Source organism: Citrobacter freundii complex sp. CFNIH4 (genome assembly GCF_002934505.1).
Lineage (GTDB): Bacteria > Pseudomonadota > Gammaproteobacteria > Enterobacterales > Enterobacteriaceae > Citrobacter > Citrobacter freundii.
The window spans coordinates 3,390,523-3,405,873 of record NZ_CP026231.1 but is presented as its reverse complement, the minus strand read 5'-3'; the positions used below and the strand labels follow the sequence as shown (position 1 = coordinate 3,405,873).

At 54.1% G+C, this 15,351-nt stretch carries 14 protein-coding genes; 12 read left to right on the top strand and 2 right to left on the bottom strand.

Translation table 11 applies throughout. The features are described from left to right. The first annotated feature begins 7 nt into the window (after nt 1–7). The 5 genes from pgaB (at nt 8) to C2U41_RS17330 (ending at nt 4,460) form a co-directional block, all read left to right on the top strand. Nucleotides 8–2,029 carry a poly-beta-1,6-N-acetyl-D-glucosamine N-deacetylase PgaB gene (pgaB, locus tag C2U41_RS17350; protein ID WP_103848272.1) on the top strand — a complete coding sequence of 674 codons (2,022 nt, stop codon included), beginning with the start codon at nt 8–10 and terminating at the stop codon, nt 2,027–2,029. Next, a complete protein-coding gene (gene pgaC, locus C2U41_RS17345; protein ID WP_003033859.1) occupies nt 2,026–3,360 on the top strand; it encodes a poly-beta-1,6-N-acetyl-D-glucosamine synthase in 1,335 nt (444 codons plus the stop codon). Before pgaB ends, pgaC begins: the two co-directional genes overlap by 4 nt. After that, nucleotides 3,357–3,863, top strand: a complete 507-nt coding sequence (pgaD, locus tag C2U41_RS17340) for a poly-beta-1,6-N-acetyl-D-glucosamine biosynthesis protein PgaD (protein ID WP_003840995.1) — start codon at nt 3,357–3,359, stop codon at nt 3,861–3,863. The genes pgaC and pgaD overlap by 4 nt, the downstream gene beginning before the upstream one ends. Before the next feature lie 82 nt (nt 3,864–3,945). Continuing rightward, a complete protein-coding gene (gene yjdI / locus C2U41_RS17335; RefSeq protein ID WP_103848273.1) occupies nt 3,946–4,176 on the top strand; it encodes a 4Fe-4S mono-cluster protein YjdI in 231 nt (76 codons plus the stop codon). A gap of 11 nt (nt 4,177–4,187) precedes the next feature. Further along, entirely contained in the window at nt 4,188–4,460 is a 273-nt protein-coding gene (locus tag C2U41_RS17330; RefSeq protein WP_003033869.1) for a GNAT family N-acetyltransferase, read from the top strand. Between the two features lie 42 nt (nt 4,461–4,502). Here C2U41_RS17330 and C2U41_RS17325 read toward each other — a convergent pair whose 3' ends face one another. Beyond that, nucleotides 4,503–5,432 carry a LysR substrate-binding domain-containing protein gene (locus tag C2U41_RS17325; RefSeq protein ID WP_003033874.1) on the bottom strand — a complete coding sequence of 310 codons (930 nt, stop codon included), beginning with the start codon at nt 5,430–5,432 and terminating at the stop codon, nt 4,503–4,505. A 390-nt stretch (nt 5,433–5,822) separates the two neighbouring features. Here C2U41_RS17325 and C2U41_RS17320 point away from each other — a divergent pair, with 390 nt between their 5' ends. The 7 genes from C2U41_RS17320 (at nt 5,823) to C2U41_RS17290 (ending at nt 14,326) form a co-directional block, all read left to right on the top strand. Then, nucleotides 5,823–6,428, top strand: a complete 606-nt coding sequence (locus C2U41_RS17320) for an ankyrin repeat domain-containing protein (RefSeq protein WP_003033877.1) — start codon at nt 5,823–5,825, stop codon at nt 6,426–6,428. A 126-nt stretch (nt 6,429–6,554) separates the two neighbouring features. Beyond that, nucleotides 6,555–7,343: a DUF2877 domain-containing protein gene (locus tag C2U41_RS17315; RefSeq protein ID WP_103848274.1), complete on the top strand. Its 789-nt coding sequence runs from the start codon at nt 6,555–6,557 to the stop codon at nt 7,341–7,343. Further along, nucleotides 7,321–8,868: an acyl-CoA synthetase FdrA gene (fdrA, locus tag C2U41_RS17310; protein WP_103848275.1), complete on the top strand. Its 1,548-nt coding sequence runs from the start codon at nt 7,321–7,323 to the stop codon at nt 8,866–8,868. The genes C2U41_RS17315 and fdrA overlap by 23 nt, the downstream gene beginning before the upstream one ends. Next, the gene (locus tag C2U41_RS17305) at nt 8,868–10,286 is read left to right on the top strand and encodes a DUF1116 domain-containing protein (RefSeq protein WP_003033887.1); all 1,419 of its coding nucleotides are present in this window, start codon (nt 8,868–8,870) and stop codon (nt 10,284–10,286) included. Before fdrA ends, C2U41_RS17305 begins: the two co-directional genes overlap by 1 nt. A gap of 117 nt (nt 10,287–10,403) precedes the next feature. Then, nucleotides 10,404–11,954, top strand: coding sequence for a hypothetical protein (locus tag C2U41_RS17300; protein WP_003840986.1), 1,551 nt, complete (start codon nt 10,404–10,406; stop codon nt 11,952–11,954). Nucleotides 11,955–11,980: 26 nt separating this feature from the next. After that, nucleotides 11,981–12,931: a carbamate kinase family protein gene (locus C2U41_RS17295; RefSeq protein ID WP_044713445.1), complete on the top strand. Its 951-nt coding sequence runs from the start codon at nt 11,981–11,983 to the stop codon at nt 12,929–12,931. Nucleotides 12,932–12,943: 12 nt separating this feature from the next. Then, nucleotides 12,944–14,326: an amidohydrolase family protein gene (locus tag C2U41_RS17290; RefSeq protein ID WP_103848276.1), complete on the top strand. Its 1,383-nt coding sequence runs from the start codon at nt 12,944–12,946 to the stop codon at nt 14,324–14,326. A 44-nt stretch (nt 14,327–14,370) separates the two neighbouring features. Here the strand turns inward: C2U41_RS17290 and C2U41_RS17285 are convergent, their stop codons facing one another. After that, the gene (locus C2U41_RS17285) at nt 14,371–15,261 is read right to left on the bottom strand and encodes a nickel/cobalt efflux protein RcnA (RefSeq protein WP_003840982.1); all 891 of its coding nucleotides are present in this window, start codon (nt 15,259–15,261) and stop codon (nt 14,371–14,373) included. Nucleotides 15,262–15,351 lie beyond the last annotated feature (90 nt).

Here is a 15,351-nt window from a genome sequence, read left to right as displayed (position 1 = left end):
ATTGTTCATGCTGAAAAGATGCCTGTGGCTTAGCGCATTAATCGCTGGCTGGTTGATGATTACCGCGTGCAGCAGCGCGCACAATACAACGCCTCGCTATGTTCCTCCTGGGGAGAGAACACCGCTGACGGCGGATCATCAGTGGCCGAAAAATAGTTTCCTGGTACTGGGTTATCACGATGTTGAAGATGGTGCTGCCGACCAGCGTTACCTCTCTGTGCGTACCAGCGCGTTGAGTGACCAAATGGCCTGGCTGCGTGATAATGGCTATCAGCCGATCAGCGTGCAGCAAATTCTGGATGCCCATGACGGTAAAATTGTACTGCCGGAAAAAGCGGTATTACTCACCTTTGATGACGGGTATAGCAGTTTTTATACCCGCGTCTGGCCATTGCTGAAAGCCTACAACTGGCCTGCTCTCTGGGCGCCAGTAGGCAGTTGGGTTGATGCGCCAGCCAACAAAAAAGTCGATTTTGGCGGCTTAATGACAGCGCGAGATAAATTCGCCACCTGGAAAATGGTCGAAGAAATGGGGAAATCGCCGTTGGTGGAAGTCGGTGCGCACACCTGGAACTCGCACTTTGGCGCTGAGGCCAATCCGCAGGGGAGTAAAGAGCCAGCTGTAGCGAACCGCCTGTATGATAAGAAAACCGGCACTTACGAAACGGACGAACAGTACACGCGACGTATAAACACGGATATTTCTCTGATCACTAACAAGATCAAATCGGTGACAGGGAAATCGCCGCGCGCGTGGGTATGGCCGTACGGCGCAGCCAACGGCACGACGTTAAACCTGGCCAAAGAGCATGGCTATAAGATGGCCTTTACGCTTAATGAAGGGTTGGCGAATGCCGCGTTTCTCGATGATATTCCGCGCGTGCTGATCTCTGATAACCCATCCCTTAAGCACTTTGCCAGTCAGGTCGCTCAGGTCCGTGAGCCACAGACGATGCGCGTGATGCATGTCGATCTGGATTACGTATATGACAAGGACCCTGCTCAGCAGAAGCGAAATATCGATAAGCTGATCCAGCGCGTTTATGACATGCGTATTTCTCATGTCTTCCTGCAGGCGTACGCCGATCCGCAAGGCGACGGGAATATTCGTGAGGTCTATTTCCCCAACCGCTGGCTGCCGATGCGTGCCGATCTCTTTAACTATATCTCCTGGCAACTACAAACGCGGGCAGGGGTGACGGTATATGCCTGGATGCCGGTTCTGGCTTTCGATCTCGACGCGTCTATTCCACGCGTAACCGCATGGGATCCGAAAACGGGACGTACTGCTATCAATCACGAGAACTATGTCCGCCTTTCACCCTGGAGCAGCGAAGCGCGTCAGCGCATCACTGAAATCTATGAAGACCTGGCGAAACACGCCAGCTTCAAAGGTATTTTGTTTCATGACGATGCTTTCCTGACGGACTTTGAAGATGCGTCACCGGATGCGTTAGCCGCCTACCGTGCCGCAGGGCTTCCGGGCAGTATCGAGCAAATACGTAATAATCCTCAGGCGTTCGAGCGCTGGACGCGCCTGAAAAGTAAGATGCTGATCGACTTCACCAAACAGCTGACTCAGTCTGTGCGTAATATTCGCGGTCCACAGGTGCAAACTGCGCGCAATATTTACGCCATGCCGGTACTGGAGCCTGAAAGTGAAGCCTGGTTTGCACAAAACCTGAATGATTTCCTCAATACCTATGACTGGACGGCGCCGATGGCGATGCCATTCATGGAACAGATCCCGGTCAATGATGCCAACGCATGGCTTGACCGACTGGTGAATGCCGTTGCACAAAACCCTGGGGCGCTGGATAAAACCGTGTTTGAACTGCAGGCACGAGACTGGCGTAAATCCGGGGATCAGGCTGAAATCAGCGGAAAACAAATAGCCGAATGGATGCGCCAGCTGAAATTAAGCGGTGCAGGTAACTACGGCTATTACCCGGATGATTTCATCAGCGACAAACCTGAGATGTCAGAGATTCGCTCGACGTTCTCCTCATACTGGTATCCGCAAAAATGACCGATCGCATTATTGCTTTCCTGATACTTTGCCTGATGTTCAGCCTGCCGTTTGGCGTGGCTGTCATCTTTACAGGTGAAGTGATGTTGAACTTCGTCTTCTTCTGGCCTTTGTTCATGTCTGCTTTGTGGATAAGCGGCGGAGTCTATTTCTGGTTTTACCGTGAACGTCACTGGAAATGGGGAGATGACACGCCACCACCGACCCTGCCGGGGAATCCACTGGTTTCCATTCTGATCCCCTGTTTTAACGAAGGGATCAACGCGCGTGAAACCATTGAGGCCGCACTGGCACAGCGATATAAGAATATCGAAGTGATTGCTATCAACGATGGTTCAACGGATGACACTCACGACGTGCTGGAACAACTGGCAGTGGAATACCCCAGCCTGCGGGTGATTCATCTGGCTGAAAACCAGGGCAAAGCGCTGGCGCTCAAGACCGGTGCGGCCGCGGCGCGCAGCGATTACCTGGTGTGCATTGATGGCGATGCGTTACTGGATCGTGATGCCGTTGCCTATATTGTGGCTCCGCTGATCCAGTTCCCGCGTGTTGGCGCAGTGACGGGGAACCCGCGTATTCGAACCCGCTCTACGTTAATCGGTCGTGTGCAGGTCGGTGAGTTCTCTTCCATTATCGGTTTAATTAAGCGTACTCAGCGAGTCTATGGACAGATCTTTACCGTTTCAGGCGTAGTTGCGGCGTTTCGTCGTCGCGCGCTGGCCGAGGTCGGTTACTGGAGCCCGGACATGATCACTGAAGATATCGATATCAGTTGGAAGCTGCAATTGCGCCACTGGTCGGTATTCTTTGAGCCGCGCGCACTGTGTTGGATCCTGATGCCTGAAACGTTAAAAGGGCTGTGGAAGCAGCGTTTGCGCTGGGCGCAGGGTGGTGCAGAGGTGTTTATCGTTAACATGCGTCGTCTGTGGTCGTGGGAGTTCCGTCGCATGTGGCCGCTGTTTCTTGAGTTTTGTTTTTCTACCGCCTGGTCGTTTGCCTATGCGATCAGTATCGTGCTGTTCCTGTTAGGGCTGATGATCCCGATGCCGGACTCGCTGTATGTGCAGCATCTGTTCCCGCCAGCCTTTACCGGACTTATCCTCGGCGTGGTGTGCTTGCTGCAGTTTGCGGTGAGCCTGATGATTGAACGACGTTATGAAAAAGGCATTGGCGCCTCGTTGTTCTGGATTATCTGGTTCCCGGTGGTGTACTGGATGCTAAGCCTGTTCACCACGCTGGTCGCGTTCCCGAAAGTGATGCTCAAACGCAAACGCGGCAGAGCGCGTTGGGTGAGTCCTGACCGTGGAATTGGGAGGATCGAATCGTGAATCAGCCACTGATCTTTACGGAGCGGCGTCTGCTGCCTCGCATTATCGATGTGTTGTTGACGCTCATCGCCTGGGTTGGTTTCTTATACCTGATCTATAAAGGGTTGATCACGGCCCTGGCGCATTCGCCGTATATGGGGGTGCGACCTTTTTTCACCACGCTGGATACGGTCACGTTTTATATCCTTGTCGCCCTGGTCAACGGCCTGGTGCTGATTGGCTGGGCTAAGTACAACCAGTTTCGTTTTCGGGTGGAACGCCGCAGTCGCAGACCCGGGCTGGAAGACCATGAGCTGGCAGAAAGTTTGCGTATTACCCGGGAGCTGGTTACGGAACTGAACAAGGCGAGGGTGCTGACGGTCCACCATCATGAGAATGGCGAAATCAGTCATATCGATGTGGACAGGGATATTGCCGATAACCGCCTCCCGCCGCCAACGCCTGCGATGCTGGAGTATTTGCCACCAGAGCAGCAGCCGTTGTTGCAGAAAAGGCCCGAGTGATATTTCTGCTTTCAGCAGCTTCCTTCAGCCTCGCATAGGTCTATGATTAGACCCAGACAATAAAAAAATGTGAGGCAATGTCGTGGATAAGGAACTACTGTATGCAGGTTACCGGGCCTATACCGGCGAGAAGATTGACGTCTATTTCAACACGGCGATATGTCAGCATTCGGGCAATTGCGTGCGGGGAAGCGCGAAACTGTTTAACCTGAAACGTAAACCGTGGATCATTCCGGATGAAGTGGATGTCGAGACGGTCATCAAGGTCATCGATACCTGTCCGAGCGGTGCGCTGAAATATCGCCAGAAATGAGTGAGGGGACCATGGAAATTCTTGCAGGCCACAACAAGTTTTATGTCAATGATGCTGAGGGCAACCAGGTTGCCGAGATTGTATTTGTGCCGACGGGCGAGCATCTGAGCATCATTGAACATACCGATGTCGACCCCAGCCTGAAAGGTCAGGGCGTCGGCAAACAGTTGGTGGCGAAAGTGGTAGAGAAGATGCGCGCTGAAAACCGCAAAGTTATTCCGCTGTGCCCGTTTGCCAAACATGAATTTGATAAAACCCGCGAGTACGACGATATCCGCGCCTGATCATCTTATGTGTACCGGAAGGTATAACAGCCATCCGGTTCATCACTCCCGATGCAGCAGATCCTGATAAATCCCCGTCAGTATCCCTTGTGGCCCAAACTCTTTTTTAATCCACTGAGTTACACGACCGGTTGCCGAATGCTGGGTTGCCAACAGCATTCGTGAATCCTGACGCGGGTTGTGGATCTGCCGCGTCACCAGCAACGACTTTTCCATCGCCTCGCGCACCATGTAGTCCGGCAGAAAACCGATGCCTTCACCCAGGATCTGGCACTGGCACTTGGTATTAAAATCGGGAACCAGAATCGACTCCTGTCCGTGTAACAGCCAGCCGACCTTCTTGTTGATGGTGTGTGCGGTGTCTTCCACCATGATGTTCGGGTACAGGCGTAACTGGCTCTCAGAAATGGGTTCCGGCATAAAGGCGAGGGGATGATCCGGGGCAATCGCAAACGACCAACGGATCGCGCCGATCTCGGTGTAATCAATTCCGCCGCCATCCAGTAACGTATCGGGTGCGCCAATGGCGATATTAGCCAGGTTGTTGATGATCGAATCCCAGACGCCGTTATACACCTCGGTGGTGACGGTTATCTGGCAGGTTGGAAACTGTTTCTTGAGTACCTGCAGCAGCCGCGCTGTATGTTGAGGGGTATACAACAGCTGGTTAATGCAGATGCGTACCCGGGCTTCAATGCCCTGAGCGATGGTATCAATGCTGCGCTTGATGGCGTGGAAATCGTTGAGCAGGTCGGTCGCCTTGCGAAACAGGTAGCGCCCGGACTCGGTCAGTTCAATGCTGCGAGTACTGCGGGTAAACAGCACCACGTCGAGACCCATTTCCATGCGCTTAATGGTGTAACTAATTGCCGATGTGGTTAAGCCTAGCTCTTCAGCCGCCTTGCTAAAGCTGCTATAGCGGGCAGCCATCGTAAACGCCAGCAGGTTTTCCTCGGTAAATATTGAATTCATCTTTCTCCCCTCCGGCGACAATGCGCATCCGCAACACGATGATTGTTGAATGTATTTGTAATCCTTATACAGAGCAATCAGTTTTGAACAAAATTTAACACTAGTTTTACATTTGATTTGAAGGCAATCACACTTCTGTATTTTAATTGCAGGCCGCTATCCGTGCAGCATACCGCCTGATTCCCCGGACTACTGATTAGTGGCTGAAAGGGCCCCAGTCATAAGGGAAAGATTGCACTACAGCACGTTTTGTTCTCATTGTTAAAATTGATTCAATAATCGATGCACTAACGATGAATGAAATTTAAGCGGATGTTATTCTCTGCACTCTGTTGCTATTCTCAGGTTATCGGATATTTAAAAAGTCTAAAAAACTGCAGGAGAGCGATTATGTCAGAGAAAGAACTCATTACTGAATTTCTGCTGGCGGCAGAACAGGGCAATGCCGATGGATTAAAATCCTGTCTGGCAAAAAATGTGGATATTAATGCCACTAACCGCCAGGGGCGTACTGCCATTATTATTGCCAGCCTGAATAAACATTATGACTGTGTTTCTTTATTGATTGCTGAGGGTGCCGATATTAATAAACAAGATCAAACTTGTTTTAACCCCTTCCTGATTAGCTGCCTGACGAATGATTTAACGCTGTTGCGTACGGTATTACCGGCTAACCCTGACCTTAATTGTCTGAGCCGTTTTGGCGGTGTCGGTATTACGCCAGCCAGCGAAAAAGGCCATGTTGAGATCGTGCGTGAGCTGCTGCTGCGTACCGATATCAATGTCAACCATACTAATTTTGTTGGCTGGACGCCGCTCCTGGAAGCCATCGTACTTAATGACGGTGGCGCGAAGCAGCAGGAGATCGTTAAGCTGCTGCTCGACCATGGCGCAAATCCGCACATGACGGATAAATACGGTAAAACCCCGCTGGAACTGGCGCGAGAGAAAGGGTACCACGAAATTGCCGAGCTGCTGATTGCGGCCGGAGCCTGACACAGGAGCGCCATTATCGCTACGCCATCACGGCGATGCGTACGGGCGCTAACCGCAGACAGCGCGTTTCTCACTTTCCGGGGAACGGGGCGGGTTGAACAGGTTTTTTCCCACGCGGTAAACCTGTTGATACCTGAACAGCAGCGGTTGCTGACGTTACTGAGTGAAGATTGTGATAACGCACCTAACAGCTGTCGGCTGGCGCTGACGCATTGTGAAGACCTGTTTCATCCCGGTGAGCTGGTCAATTTTAGCGGGTCGGGAATAGTTGTTGGCAATGATAAATGGATAGAAACCGCCGGTTGCCTGCTGTGGCGAATACCACGGTGGACATCTGATGCAGCAAGTCTTGCCGCAGTCGGCTGGCAGCATTGGGAAGAGGTTATCCGCCAACAGCTAAGAAGCGACGACACATTATTTCTGTATCAGGGTGACAATCCGTTTTTTCAGGAAATCACCCGTCAATTACACAACCGCCGACAAACATTACTGACGGCGTTGCGTACAGGAGAAAATATCTCTACAGCGGTCAGCCATTTAATTGGTCTGGGGATTGGTCTGACGCCCTCATCGGATGATTATTTAGTGGGCCTAAGCACTATTCTATTTATTCCCGGACATCCGCTGAGGAAATATCGTGAAGATTTTTTAGCAGCTTTACAATGTGCCGGAAATAATACGACGCTACTCAGCAAAATAACATTAGAGGAAGCTTTTCATCAGCGTTATCGGGAAAGCGTTGGACGGCTGCTCAACCATATTATTACTGAGCAACAACCCGTTTCTACACAATATATTACTGACATTAAAAATATTGGCTCAAGTTCTGGCTGCGACATGCTGTATGGCATGGCGGATGCCTGCGCCCTGAGCCACAGGTCTGGAGGGAATTATGTCGATCAGGATAGTTGTTAAAAAGAACACGTATTTTGATTCTGTCTCACTGATGTCTATCTCCACGCGCGCAAATAAGCTCGATGGTGTTGAGCAGGCGTTCGTGGCTATGGCGACAGAAATGAATAAGGGCGTGCTGAAGAATCTCGGCCTGCTCACGCCTGAGCTGGAAGAGGCGAAGAGTGGCGATCTGATGATTGTCATTAAAGGCGCGAGCGACGAAGCAAACGCGCAAACGCTGGTGGCGATTGACGATCTGTTTACGCATAAAGAGCAGGGTGGCCAGCACGAAGCGCGCTATGCCACGCTGGCCAGCGCGAAGAAGCACGTTCCCGACAGCAACCTGGCGGTGATCTCGGTCAACGGCCTGTTTGCCGCGCGTGAAGCGCGTCAGGCGCTGCAAAATAACCTCAACGTGATGTTGTTCTCTGACAACGTCTCTATTGAAGACGAGCTGACGCTTAAGCAACTGGCGCACGAAAAAGGGCTGTTAATGATGGGGCCAGACTGCGGAACCGCCATCATTAACGGCGCGGCGCTGTGTTTTGGCAACGCAGTGCGTCGCGGCAACATCGGAATTATTGGTGCGTCCGGTACCGGTAGCCAGGAGCTGAGCGTACGCATTCACGAGTTTGGCGGCGGAATTTCCCAACTGATTGGCACCGGTGGACGCGATCTGAGTGAGAAGATTGGCGGCCTGATGATGCTTGACGCGATTGGCATGCTGGAGGCCGATCCGCAAACTGAGATCATCGCGCTTATCTCCAAACCTCCTGCGCCAGCGGTGGCGCGCAAGGTGCTGGAACGTGCGCGCGCCTGTCATAAGCCCGTGGTGGTGTGTTTCCTCGGACGTGAAGCCGCGCCTGCGGATGAAAAAGGCCTGCAGTTTGCCCGCGGTACTAAAGAGGCGGCGTTGAAAGCTGTACTACTTACCGGCGTGAAAAAAGAGAGCCTGGATCTGCATCCGCTCAACTGGCCGCTGATTGAAGAGGTTCGCGCCCGTCTGACCTCGCAACAAAAGTACATCCGTGGCTTGTTCTGCGGTGGCACGTTGTGCGATGAGGCGATGTTTGCTGCCATGGAAAAACATGCCGAAGTTTACAGCAACATTCATCCGGATCCGGCGTTCCGCCTGCAAGATCTCAACCGCAGCGTGGCGCATACCTTCCTCGATTTCGGTGATGACGATTTTACCAACGGTAAACCGCACCCGATGATCGATCCCACCAACCGCATTAGTCGTCTGTTGCAGGAAGCGCGCGATCCTGAAGTCGGCGTGATCGTGATGGACTTCGTCCTTGGTTTTGGATCGCATGAAGATCCGGTTGGCGTGATGCTCGACGCGATCGTTGAAGCCAAAGCGATCGCCGCCGCAGACGGTCGTCCGCTTGAGATTCTCGGCTATGTGCTGGGAACCGATCTTGATACGCCGTCGCTGGAAAAACAATGTCAGATGCTGACTGATGCGGGCGTTATCTGGGCGAGCAGTAGCACCAACACCGGATTGCTGGCGCGTGAATTTATCTGTAAAGGGGAGGAAGCCTGATGAGCCAGACACTGTTTAACCAGCCGCTGAATGTGATTAATGTCGGTATCGCGATGTTCAGCGATGACCTGAAAAAGCAGAACGTTCCCGTGACCCAACTCGACTGGACGCCGCCGGGCCAGGGCAACATGCAGGTGGTTGCTGCACTGGACGAGATTGCCGATTCGCCGCTAGCAGACAAAATCGCTGCCGCTAACCAGCAGGCGCTGGAACGTATTATCCAGTCGCATCCGGTGCTGATTGGCTATGACCAGGCAATCAATGTCGTGCCGGGGATGACCCGCAACACCATCCTGCACGCCGGGCCGCCAATCCGCTGGGAAAAAATGTGCGGTGCAATGAAGGGCGCGGTAACCGGGGCGCTGGTGTTTGAAGGACTGGCGAAAGATCTGGATGAAGCTGCCGAACTGGCCGCCTCGGGTGAAATTATCTTCTCACCATGTCACGAGCATGACTGCGTTGGCTCGATGGCGGGTGTGACGTCAGCGTCGATGTTTATGCACATCGTTGAGAACAAAACCTACGGCAACCGCGCATATACCAATATGAGCGAGCAGATGGCGAAGATCCTGCGTATGGGCGCGAACGATCAGAGCGTTATTGATCGTCTGAACTGGATGCGTGATGTGCTGGGACCGATGCTGCGCGACGCCATGAAGCTGGCGGGAGAAATAGACTTGCGCCTGATGCTGGCGCAGGCGCTGCACATGGGCGATGAGTGTCATAACCGCAATAACGCCGGGACGGCGCTGCTGATTCAGGCGCTGACGCCGTGGATTATTCAGACCGGCTATCCGGTTGAGCAGCAGCGTGAGGTGTTTGAATTTGTCCTCAGCAGCGATTACTTCTCCGGACCGACCTGGATGGCGATGTGTAAAGCCGCAATGGACGCCGCCCACGGCATTGAATACAGCACCGTGGTGACGACGATGGCGCGAAACGGTGTTGAGTTCGGTTTGCGCATCAGCGGCTTACCGGGTCAGTGGTTTACCGGTCCGGCGCAGCAGGTGATTGGCCCGATGTTTGCGGGCTACAAGCCGGAAGATTCCGGACGTGATATTGGCGATAGCGCGATCACCGAAACCTACGGCATTGGCGGTTTCGCTATGGCGACGGCGCCGGCCATCGTGGCACTGGTGGGGGGTACGGTCGAAGAGGCCGTTGATTTCTCTCGCCAGATGCGTGAAATCACTCTCGGCGAAAACCCCAACGTCACCATTCCACTGCTGGGTTTTATGGGCGTACCGACCGCTATCGATATTACGCGCGTGGGCAGCACCGGCATTCTGCCGGTGATTAACACCGCAATTGCGCACAAAGATGCGGGGATCGGCATGATCGGCGCCGGAATAGTCCACCCGCCATTCGCCTGTTTTGAAAAGGCGATCCTCAACTGGCGCGACCGCTACTGCCAATAACAACAATCGGGGCTAACGCGGTTAGCCCCACAGTAGCGAAGCGAAAAACGTTGCTTACCTGCAGGGCTGGGCGATCTCCGCGATCGCAAACGATGCTTAACCTGTTAAGGATATTCCATGAACAGCATAAAACTAGAATGGAAACGTGGTGACTGGGCAGCTTACTTTGGGCTGATGACCAACAACCTGACTAACCTGCTGACAATGATGGGGCTGCTCATTTTTGTTGTCGGGATCCCTACCGAAATTGTCTATGGTCGCATTGCGCCTGCCTTTGGTCTGGCGGTGCTGGTGGCCAGCGTCTGCTACGCCTGGTTTGGCCTGCAGATGGCAAAACACACCGGGCGTAAAGACGTGACGGCGCTGCCGTCCGGACCGAGCGCACCGTCAATCTTTACCGTAACCTTCCTGGTACTGATGCCGGTTTATCAGCAAACCAAAGATGCCAACTTTGCTATCCAGATAGCCCTGGTGTGGTGCTTTGTCGAAGCGTTGATCCTGGTCGGCGGCTCCTTCCTGGGCGAGACCATCCGCAAGATGATTCCACGTACGGTACTGCTTTCTTGTCTGTCCGGCCTGGGACTGTTGCTGCTGGCGATGAACCCGATGCTGCAGGCATTCGAAGCGCCGACCGTCTCCTTCATCGTCCTGTTGCTGATCTTCATTAACTGGTTCGGTAAGAAGCCGATTTTTGCCCGCATTCCTACCGGCTTGCTGCTGCTGATTGCCGGTACGGCCCTGGCGTGGATCTCCGGTTTACAAAGCCCGGAGGCCATTAAAGCGTCGATGTCTTCCTTTGGCTTCAACCCGCCGGAAATTCATGTCGACAGCTTCCTGCAAGGTTTGCCGCATGCACTGCCGTATCTGGCTTCTGCGGTTCCTCTGGGTCTGGCGAACTACATTTTCGACCTTGAGAACATTGAAAGTGCGCACGCGGCGGGGGATGAGTACAACACCCGTAAGGTGATGATGGCGAACGGCTTTGCCTCCATGCTTGGCTGCATGCTGGGCAACCCGTTCCCGGTGACCGTGTATGTTGGGCATGCGGGCTGGAAAGCGATGGGCGCCAGCATCGGCTATACCCTCGCTTCAGGCATCACCATGTTCCTGGTACCGCTGTTTGGCCTGGGCGCGTTTATGCTCGCCATTATTCCGATGACTGCGATAGTGCCGATTCTGGTGTTTATCGGTGTGGTGACCGCCAACCAGGTGGTGCGAGAAACGCCCAAAGTCGAGGTTCCTGTCATCTTCATCTGCCTGTTCCCGTGGATCGCTAACTGGGCATTGACCATCGTTAACAGCGTGATGGGCGCCGCCGGAACATCCGCGGGGAAACTGGGTAGCGACTTACTGCACAGCAAAGGTGTCTATTACGACGGACTGGTGCATCTGGGAAGCGGTGCGCCGCTGGCCAGCATGCTGTGGGGCTGCGTCGCTATCTTCGCCATTATGAATAAGCCGCTGCGTGGGGCGATTGCCGCAGCCTTTGGGGCACTGTTATCGCTGTTTGGCGTGATCCACTCCCCGGCAGTTGGCTTTGCTGAGGGCAGCTCGATGATGTTTGTTGTGGCCTACCTGATGATGAGCGGCATGTTTGTCCTCAAGCATGTTCTTGATAGCCGTGAAGCGGTGACTGCGCCTGAGCAGGAACCGACGAAAACGACCTGAATCGCCTGTAAGCGGAAGATAACACTATGAAAGAACTTGTGGTCGTTGCCATTGGCGGCAACAGCATTATCAAAGATAACGCCAGCCAGTCGATTGAGCACCAGGCTGAAGCGGTGAAGGCGGTGGCGGATACGGTGCTGGAGATGTTGGCATCGGACTACAACATTGTGCTGACACACGGTAACGGGCCGCAGGTGGGGCTGGATCTCCGACGTGCGGAAATCGCGCACGAGCGTGAAGGGTTGCCGCTTACCCCGCTGGCAAACTGCGTCGCCGATACGCAGGGGGGCATCGGCTATTTGATCCAACAGGCGCTGAACAACCGTCTGGCACGACGCGGCGAGCAGAAGGCGGTCACGGTGGTCACGCAGGTGGAGGTCGACAAAAACGATCCCGGTTTTGCTAACCCGACCAAGCCTATCGGGGCGTTCTTTAGTGCAGCGCAGCGCGATGAGTTGCTGCGGGTCAATCCAGGCTGGCGCTTTGTTGAGGATTCGGGGCGTGGCTACCGCCGGGTTGTGGCTTCCCCTGAACCAAAACGTATTGTTGAAGCAGAGGCGATCAAAACGCTGACCCAGCAGGGGTTTGTAGTGATTGGTGCGGGTGGTGGTGGCATCCCGGTGGTGCGTAGCGATCAGGGGGATTACCAGAGCGTGGATGCGGTGATTGATAAAGATCTCTCCACGGCGTTGCTGGCACAGGAAATCCGTGCCGACATTCTGGTGATCACCACCGGCGTCGAGCAGGTCTGTATTCATTTTGGCAAACCTAACCAGCAGGCGCTGGATACGGTGGATGTCGCCACGATGACCCGTTACATGCAGGAGGGACATTTCCCGCCGGGCAGCATGTTACCCAAGATTGTTGCCAGCCTGGCGTTTCTGGAGCATGGCGGTAAACGAGTGATCATCACCACGCCGGAATGCCTGCCCGCCGCACTGCGCGGCGAAACGGGCACCCATATTGTCCATTCCTGAGAGGAGATGCGAATGAAGGAAAGTAACAGCCGCCGTGAATTTTTAAGCCAGAGCGGAAAAATGGTCACTGCTGCCGCGCTGTTTGGCGCAGTCGCCCCGGTCGCGTATGCTGCTAATCCTGTCGGGAACACCTGCGGGTCGAAGAGCACAATGACGATTAACGATAAGCACTATTACCTGGATAACGTCCTGCTGGAAGCGGGGTTTGATTACGAAAACTCAGTGGTGGTGCACACCCGTACCGCGCTGCAAACCGTTGAAATCCAGGACGGGAAAATAGTTGCGCTGCGCGAGAATAAGCAGCATCCGGATGCGACGCTGCCGCACTACGATGCGGGTGGAAAGCTGATGCTGCCCGCCATGCGCGACATGCATATCCATCTGGATAAAACCTTTTACGGCGGTTCCTGGCGTTCGCTGAACCGTCCGGCGGGTACCACCATTCAGGATATGATCCGCCTGGAACAAAAGCTGCTGCCTGAACTCCAGCCTTATACCCAGGAGCGGGCGGAAAAGCTGATCGATTTGCTGCAATCAAAAGGCACCTCGATTGCCCGCAGCCACTGCAACATAGAACCGGTTTCCGGACTGAAAAACCTGGAGAACCTGCAGGCGGTGCTGGCGCGTCGCCAGCCGGGTTTTGCCTGTGAAATTGTGGCATTTCCACAGCATGGTCTGCTGTTATCAAAATCTGAACCGCTAATGCGTGAAGCGATGCAGGCGGGAGCGCATTATGTCGGCGGTCTGGACCCAACCAGCGTGGATGGGGCGATGGAAAAATCCCTCGACACCATGTTCCAGATTGCGCTCGATTACAACAAAGGCGTGGATATCCATCTGCATGAAACCAGTCCGGCGGGCGTGGCGGCGGTGAATTACATGGTAGAAACGGTGGAGAAAACGCCGCAGTTAAAGGGCAAACTGACCATCAGCCACGCGTTTGCGCTGTCTACGCTGAACGAACAGCAGGTGGATGAACTCGCAACCCGCATGGCGGCGCAGCAGATTACCATTGCCTCGACGGTGCCGATTGGCACGATGCACATGCCGCTCAAGCAGCTGCGTGACAAAGGTGTGGAAGTGATTACCGGAACCGACAGCGTGATTGACCACTGGTCGCCGTACGGGCTGGGAGACATGCTGGAGAAGGCGAATCTGTACGCGCAGCTCTATATTCGCCCGAATGAACTTAATCTGTCGCGGGCGCTGTTCCTCGCTACCGGTGATGTGCTGCCGCTTAACGATAAAGGTGAGCGCGTCTGGCCGAAAGCGCAGGATGAAGCCAGCTTTGTGCTGGTAGATGCCTCATGCTCAGCGGAAGCGGTCGCGCGAATCTCCCCACGCACTGCGACCTTCCATAAAGGGCAACTGGTGTGGGGGAATGTCGCAAGCTAGTTTGGTTTTCCGCGCAGCGGCTATCGCTGCTGCGCTCCCATATATTAACCGACGATCCCCATATAGCCGTGAATCCCCATATATAAGCCGACCATTGCAATGAGCACGCTGGAAAAATAGGGCGCTTTGCGTGCCAGTGTGTTAAATCCGCTCCAACGCTTGGCCGCCTGCTGCACGCTGATTGCCGCACCCACGCCCACCGTTACCAGTGTCAGCGCCAGCCCGAGGCTGAAGCACAGCACCATGGTGGCGCCCAGCGTGAAGGCTTTGAGCTGGATGCATATCAGCAGCACCGTAATGGCAGCTGGGCACGGGATCAGCCCGCCAGTCAGACCGAACAGTAATATTTGGCCGTTGGTGACCTCTTTGCCCGCAAAGCGGCGCTGAATATCGGTGGCATGCGCCCGTTCGTGGGCATCCTGATACTCTTTCGAACCCTCGCTCAGCCCTGCTAACGCGGCATGGTTATGATCGTGGTCATGATGATGGTGATGATCGTCATCGTGATCATGATGATGGTGGTGATAGTCGTCATGAACATGGTGGTGGTGATGTCCGTGATCGTGGTCGTGATGCGTCTGGGCCAGCCAGTTCTGCTCTCCCTGCCAGGTTCGCCAGAACATCCAGAATGCGGTCCCGAGAATAATTATCGCCGAGACAAATTGCAGCCAGGGCTCAACGGCCTGGGCGGTAAACGCTTTGCTGATATACATCCCACCGAGCGCAATCAGCCATACTACGGCGGTATGCGACAGCGTTGCTGCCAGCCCCAGCATCACCGCCTGTTTGATGGTCCCCTTAATAGCAATAATAAAGGCCGCCATCATCGTCTTGGAATGCCCTGGTTCCAGACCGTGCAACACCCCTAATAGAATCGCACTGGGAATGAAAAACCAGGCGTTGCCTTGCTGAAGTAGCGTAGAAAACTCACCCATGAGAATGATTCTTAGTTGTTTAATTTCGCCTGATTCTACTCCCCCCCAGTATCAAATACTACCCCCCAGTAGAATGTCGATGGTATTGTC

Bases quoted from the DNA above. Each gene is read 5' to 3' on its own strand.
- C2U41_RS17285 (WP_003840982.1), bottom strand. From the start codon at position 15,261: ATGGGTGAGTTTTCTACGCTACTTCAGCAAGGCAACGCCTGGTTTTTC.
- pgaB (WP_103848272.1), top strand. From the start codon at position 8: ATGCTGAAAAGATGCCTGTGGCTTAGCGCATTAATCGCTGGCTGGTTG.
- C2U41_RS17305 (WP_003033887.1), top strand. From the start codon at position 8,868: ATGAGCCAGACACTGTTTAACCAGCCGCTGAATGTGATTAATGTCGGT.
- C2U41_RS17290 (WP_103848276.1), top strand. From the start codon at position 12,944: ATGAAGGAAAGTAACAGCCGCCGTGAATTTTTAAGCCAGAGCGGAAAA.
- C2U41_RS17295 (WP_044713445.1), top strand. From the start codon at position 11,981: ATGAAAGAACTTGTGGTCGTTGCCATTGGCGGCAACAGCATTATCAAA.
- pgaC (WP_003033859.1), top strand. From the start codon at position 2,026: ATGACCGATCGCATTATTGCTTTCCTGATACTTTGCCTGATGTTCAGC.
- C2U41_RS17300 (WP_003840986.1), top strand. From the start codon at position 10,404: ATGAACAGCATAAAACTAGAATGGAAACGTGGTGACTGGGCAGCTTAC.
- fdrA (WP_103848275.1), top strand. From the start codon at position 7,321: ATGTCGATCAGGATAGTTGTTAAAAAGAACACGTATTTTGATTCTGTC.
- C2U41_RS17320 (WP_003033877.1), top strand. From the start codon at position 5,823: ATGTCAGAGAAAGAACTCATTACTGAATTTCTGCTGGCGGCAGAACAG.
- C2U41_RS17330 (WP_003033869.1), top strand. From the start codon at position 4,188: ATGGAAATTCTTGCAGGCCACAACAAGTTTTATGTCAATGATGCTGAG.
- C2U41_RS17325 (WP_003033874.1), bottom strand. From the start codon at position 5,432: ATGAATTCAATATTTACCGAGGAAAACCTGCTGGCGTTTACGATGGCT.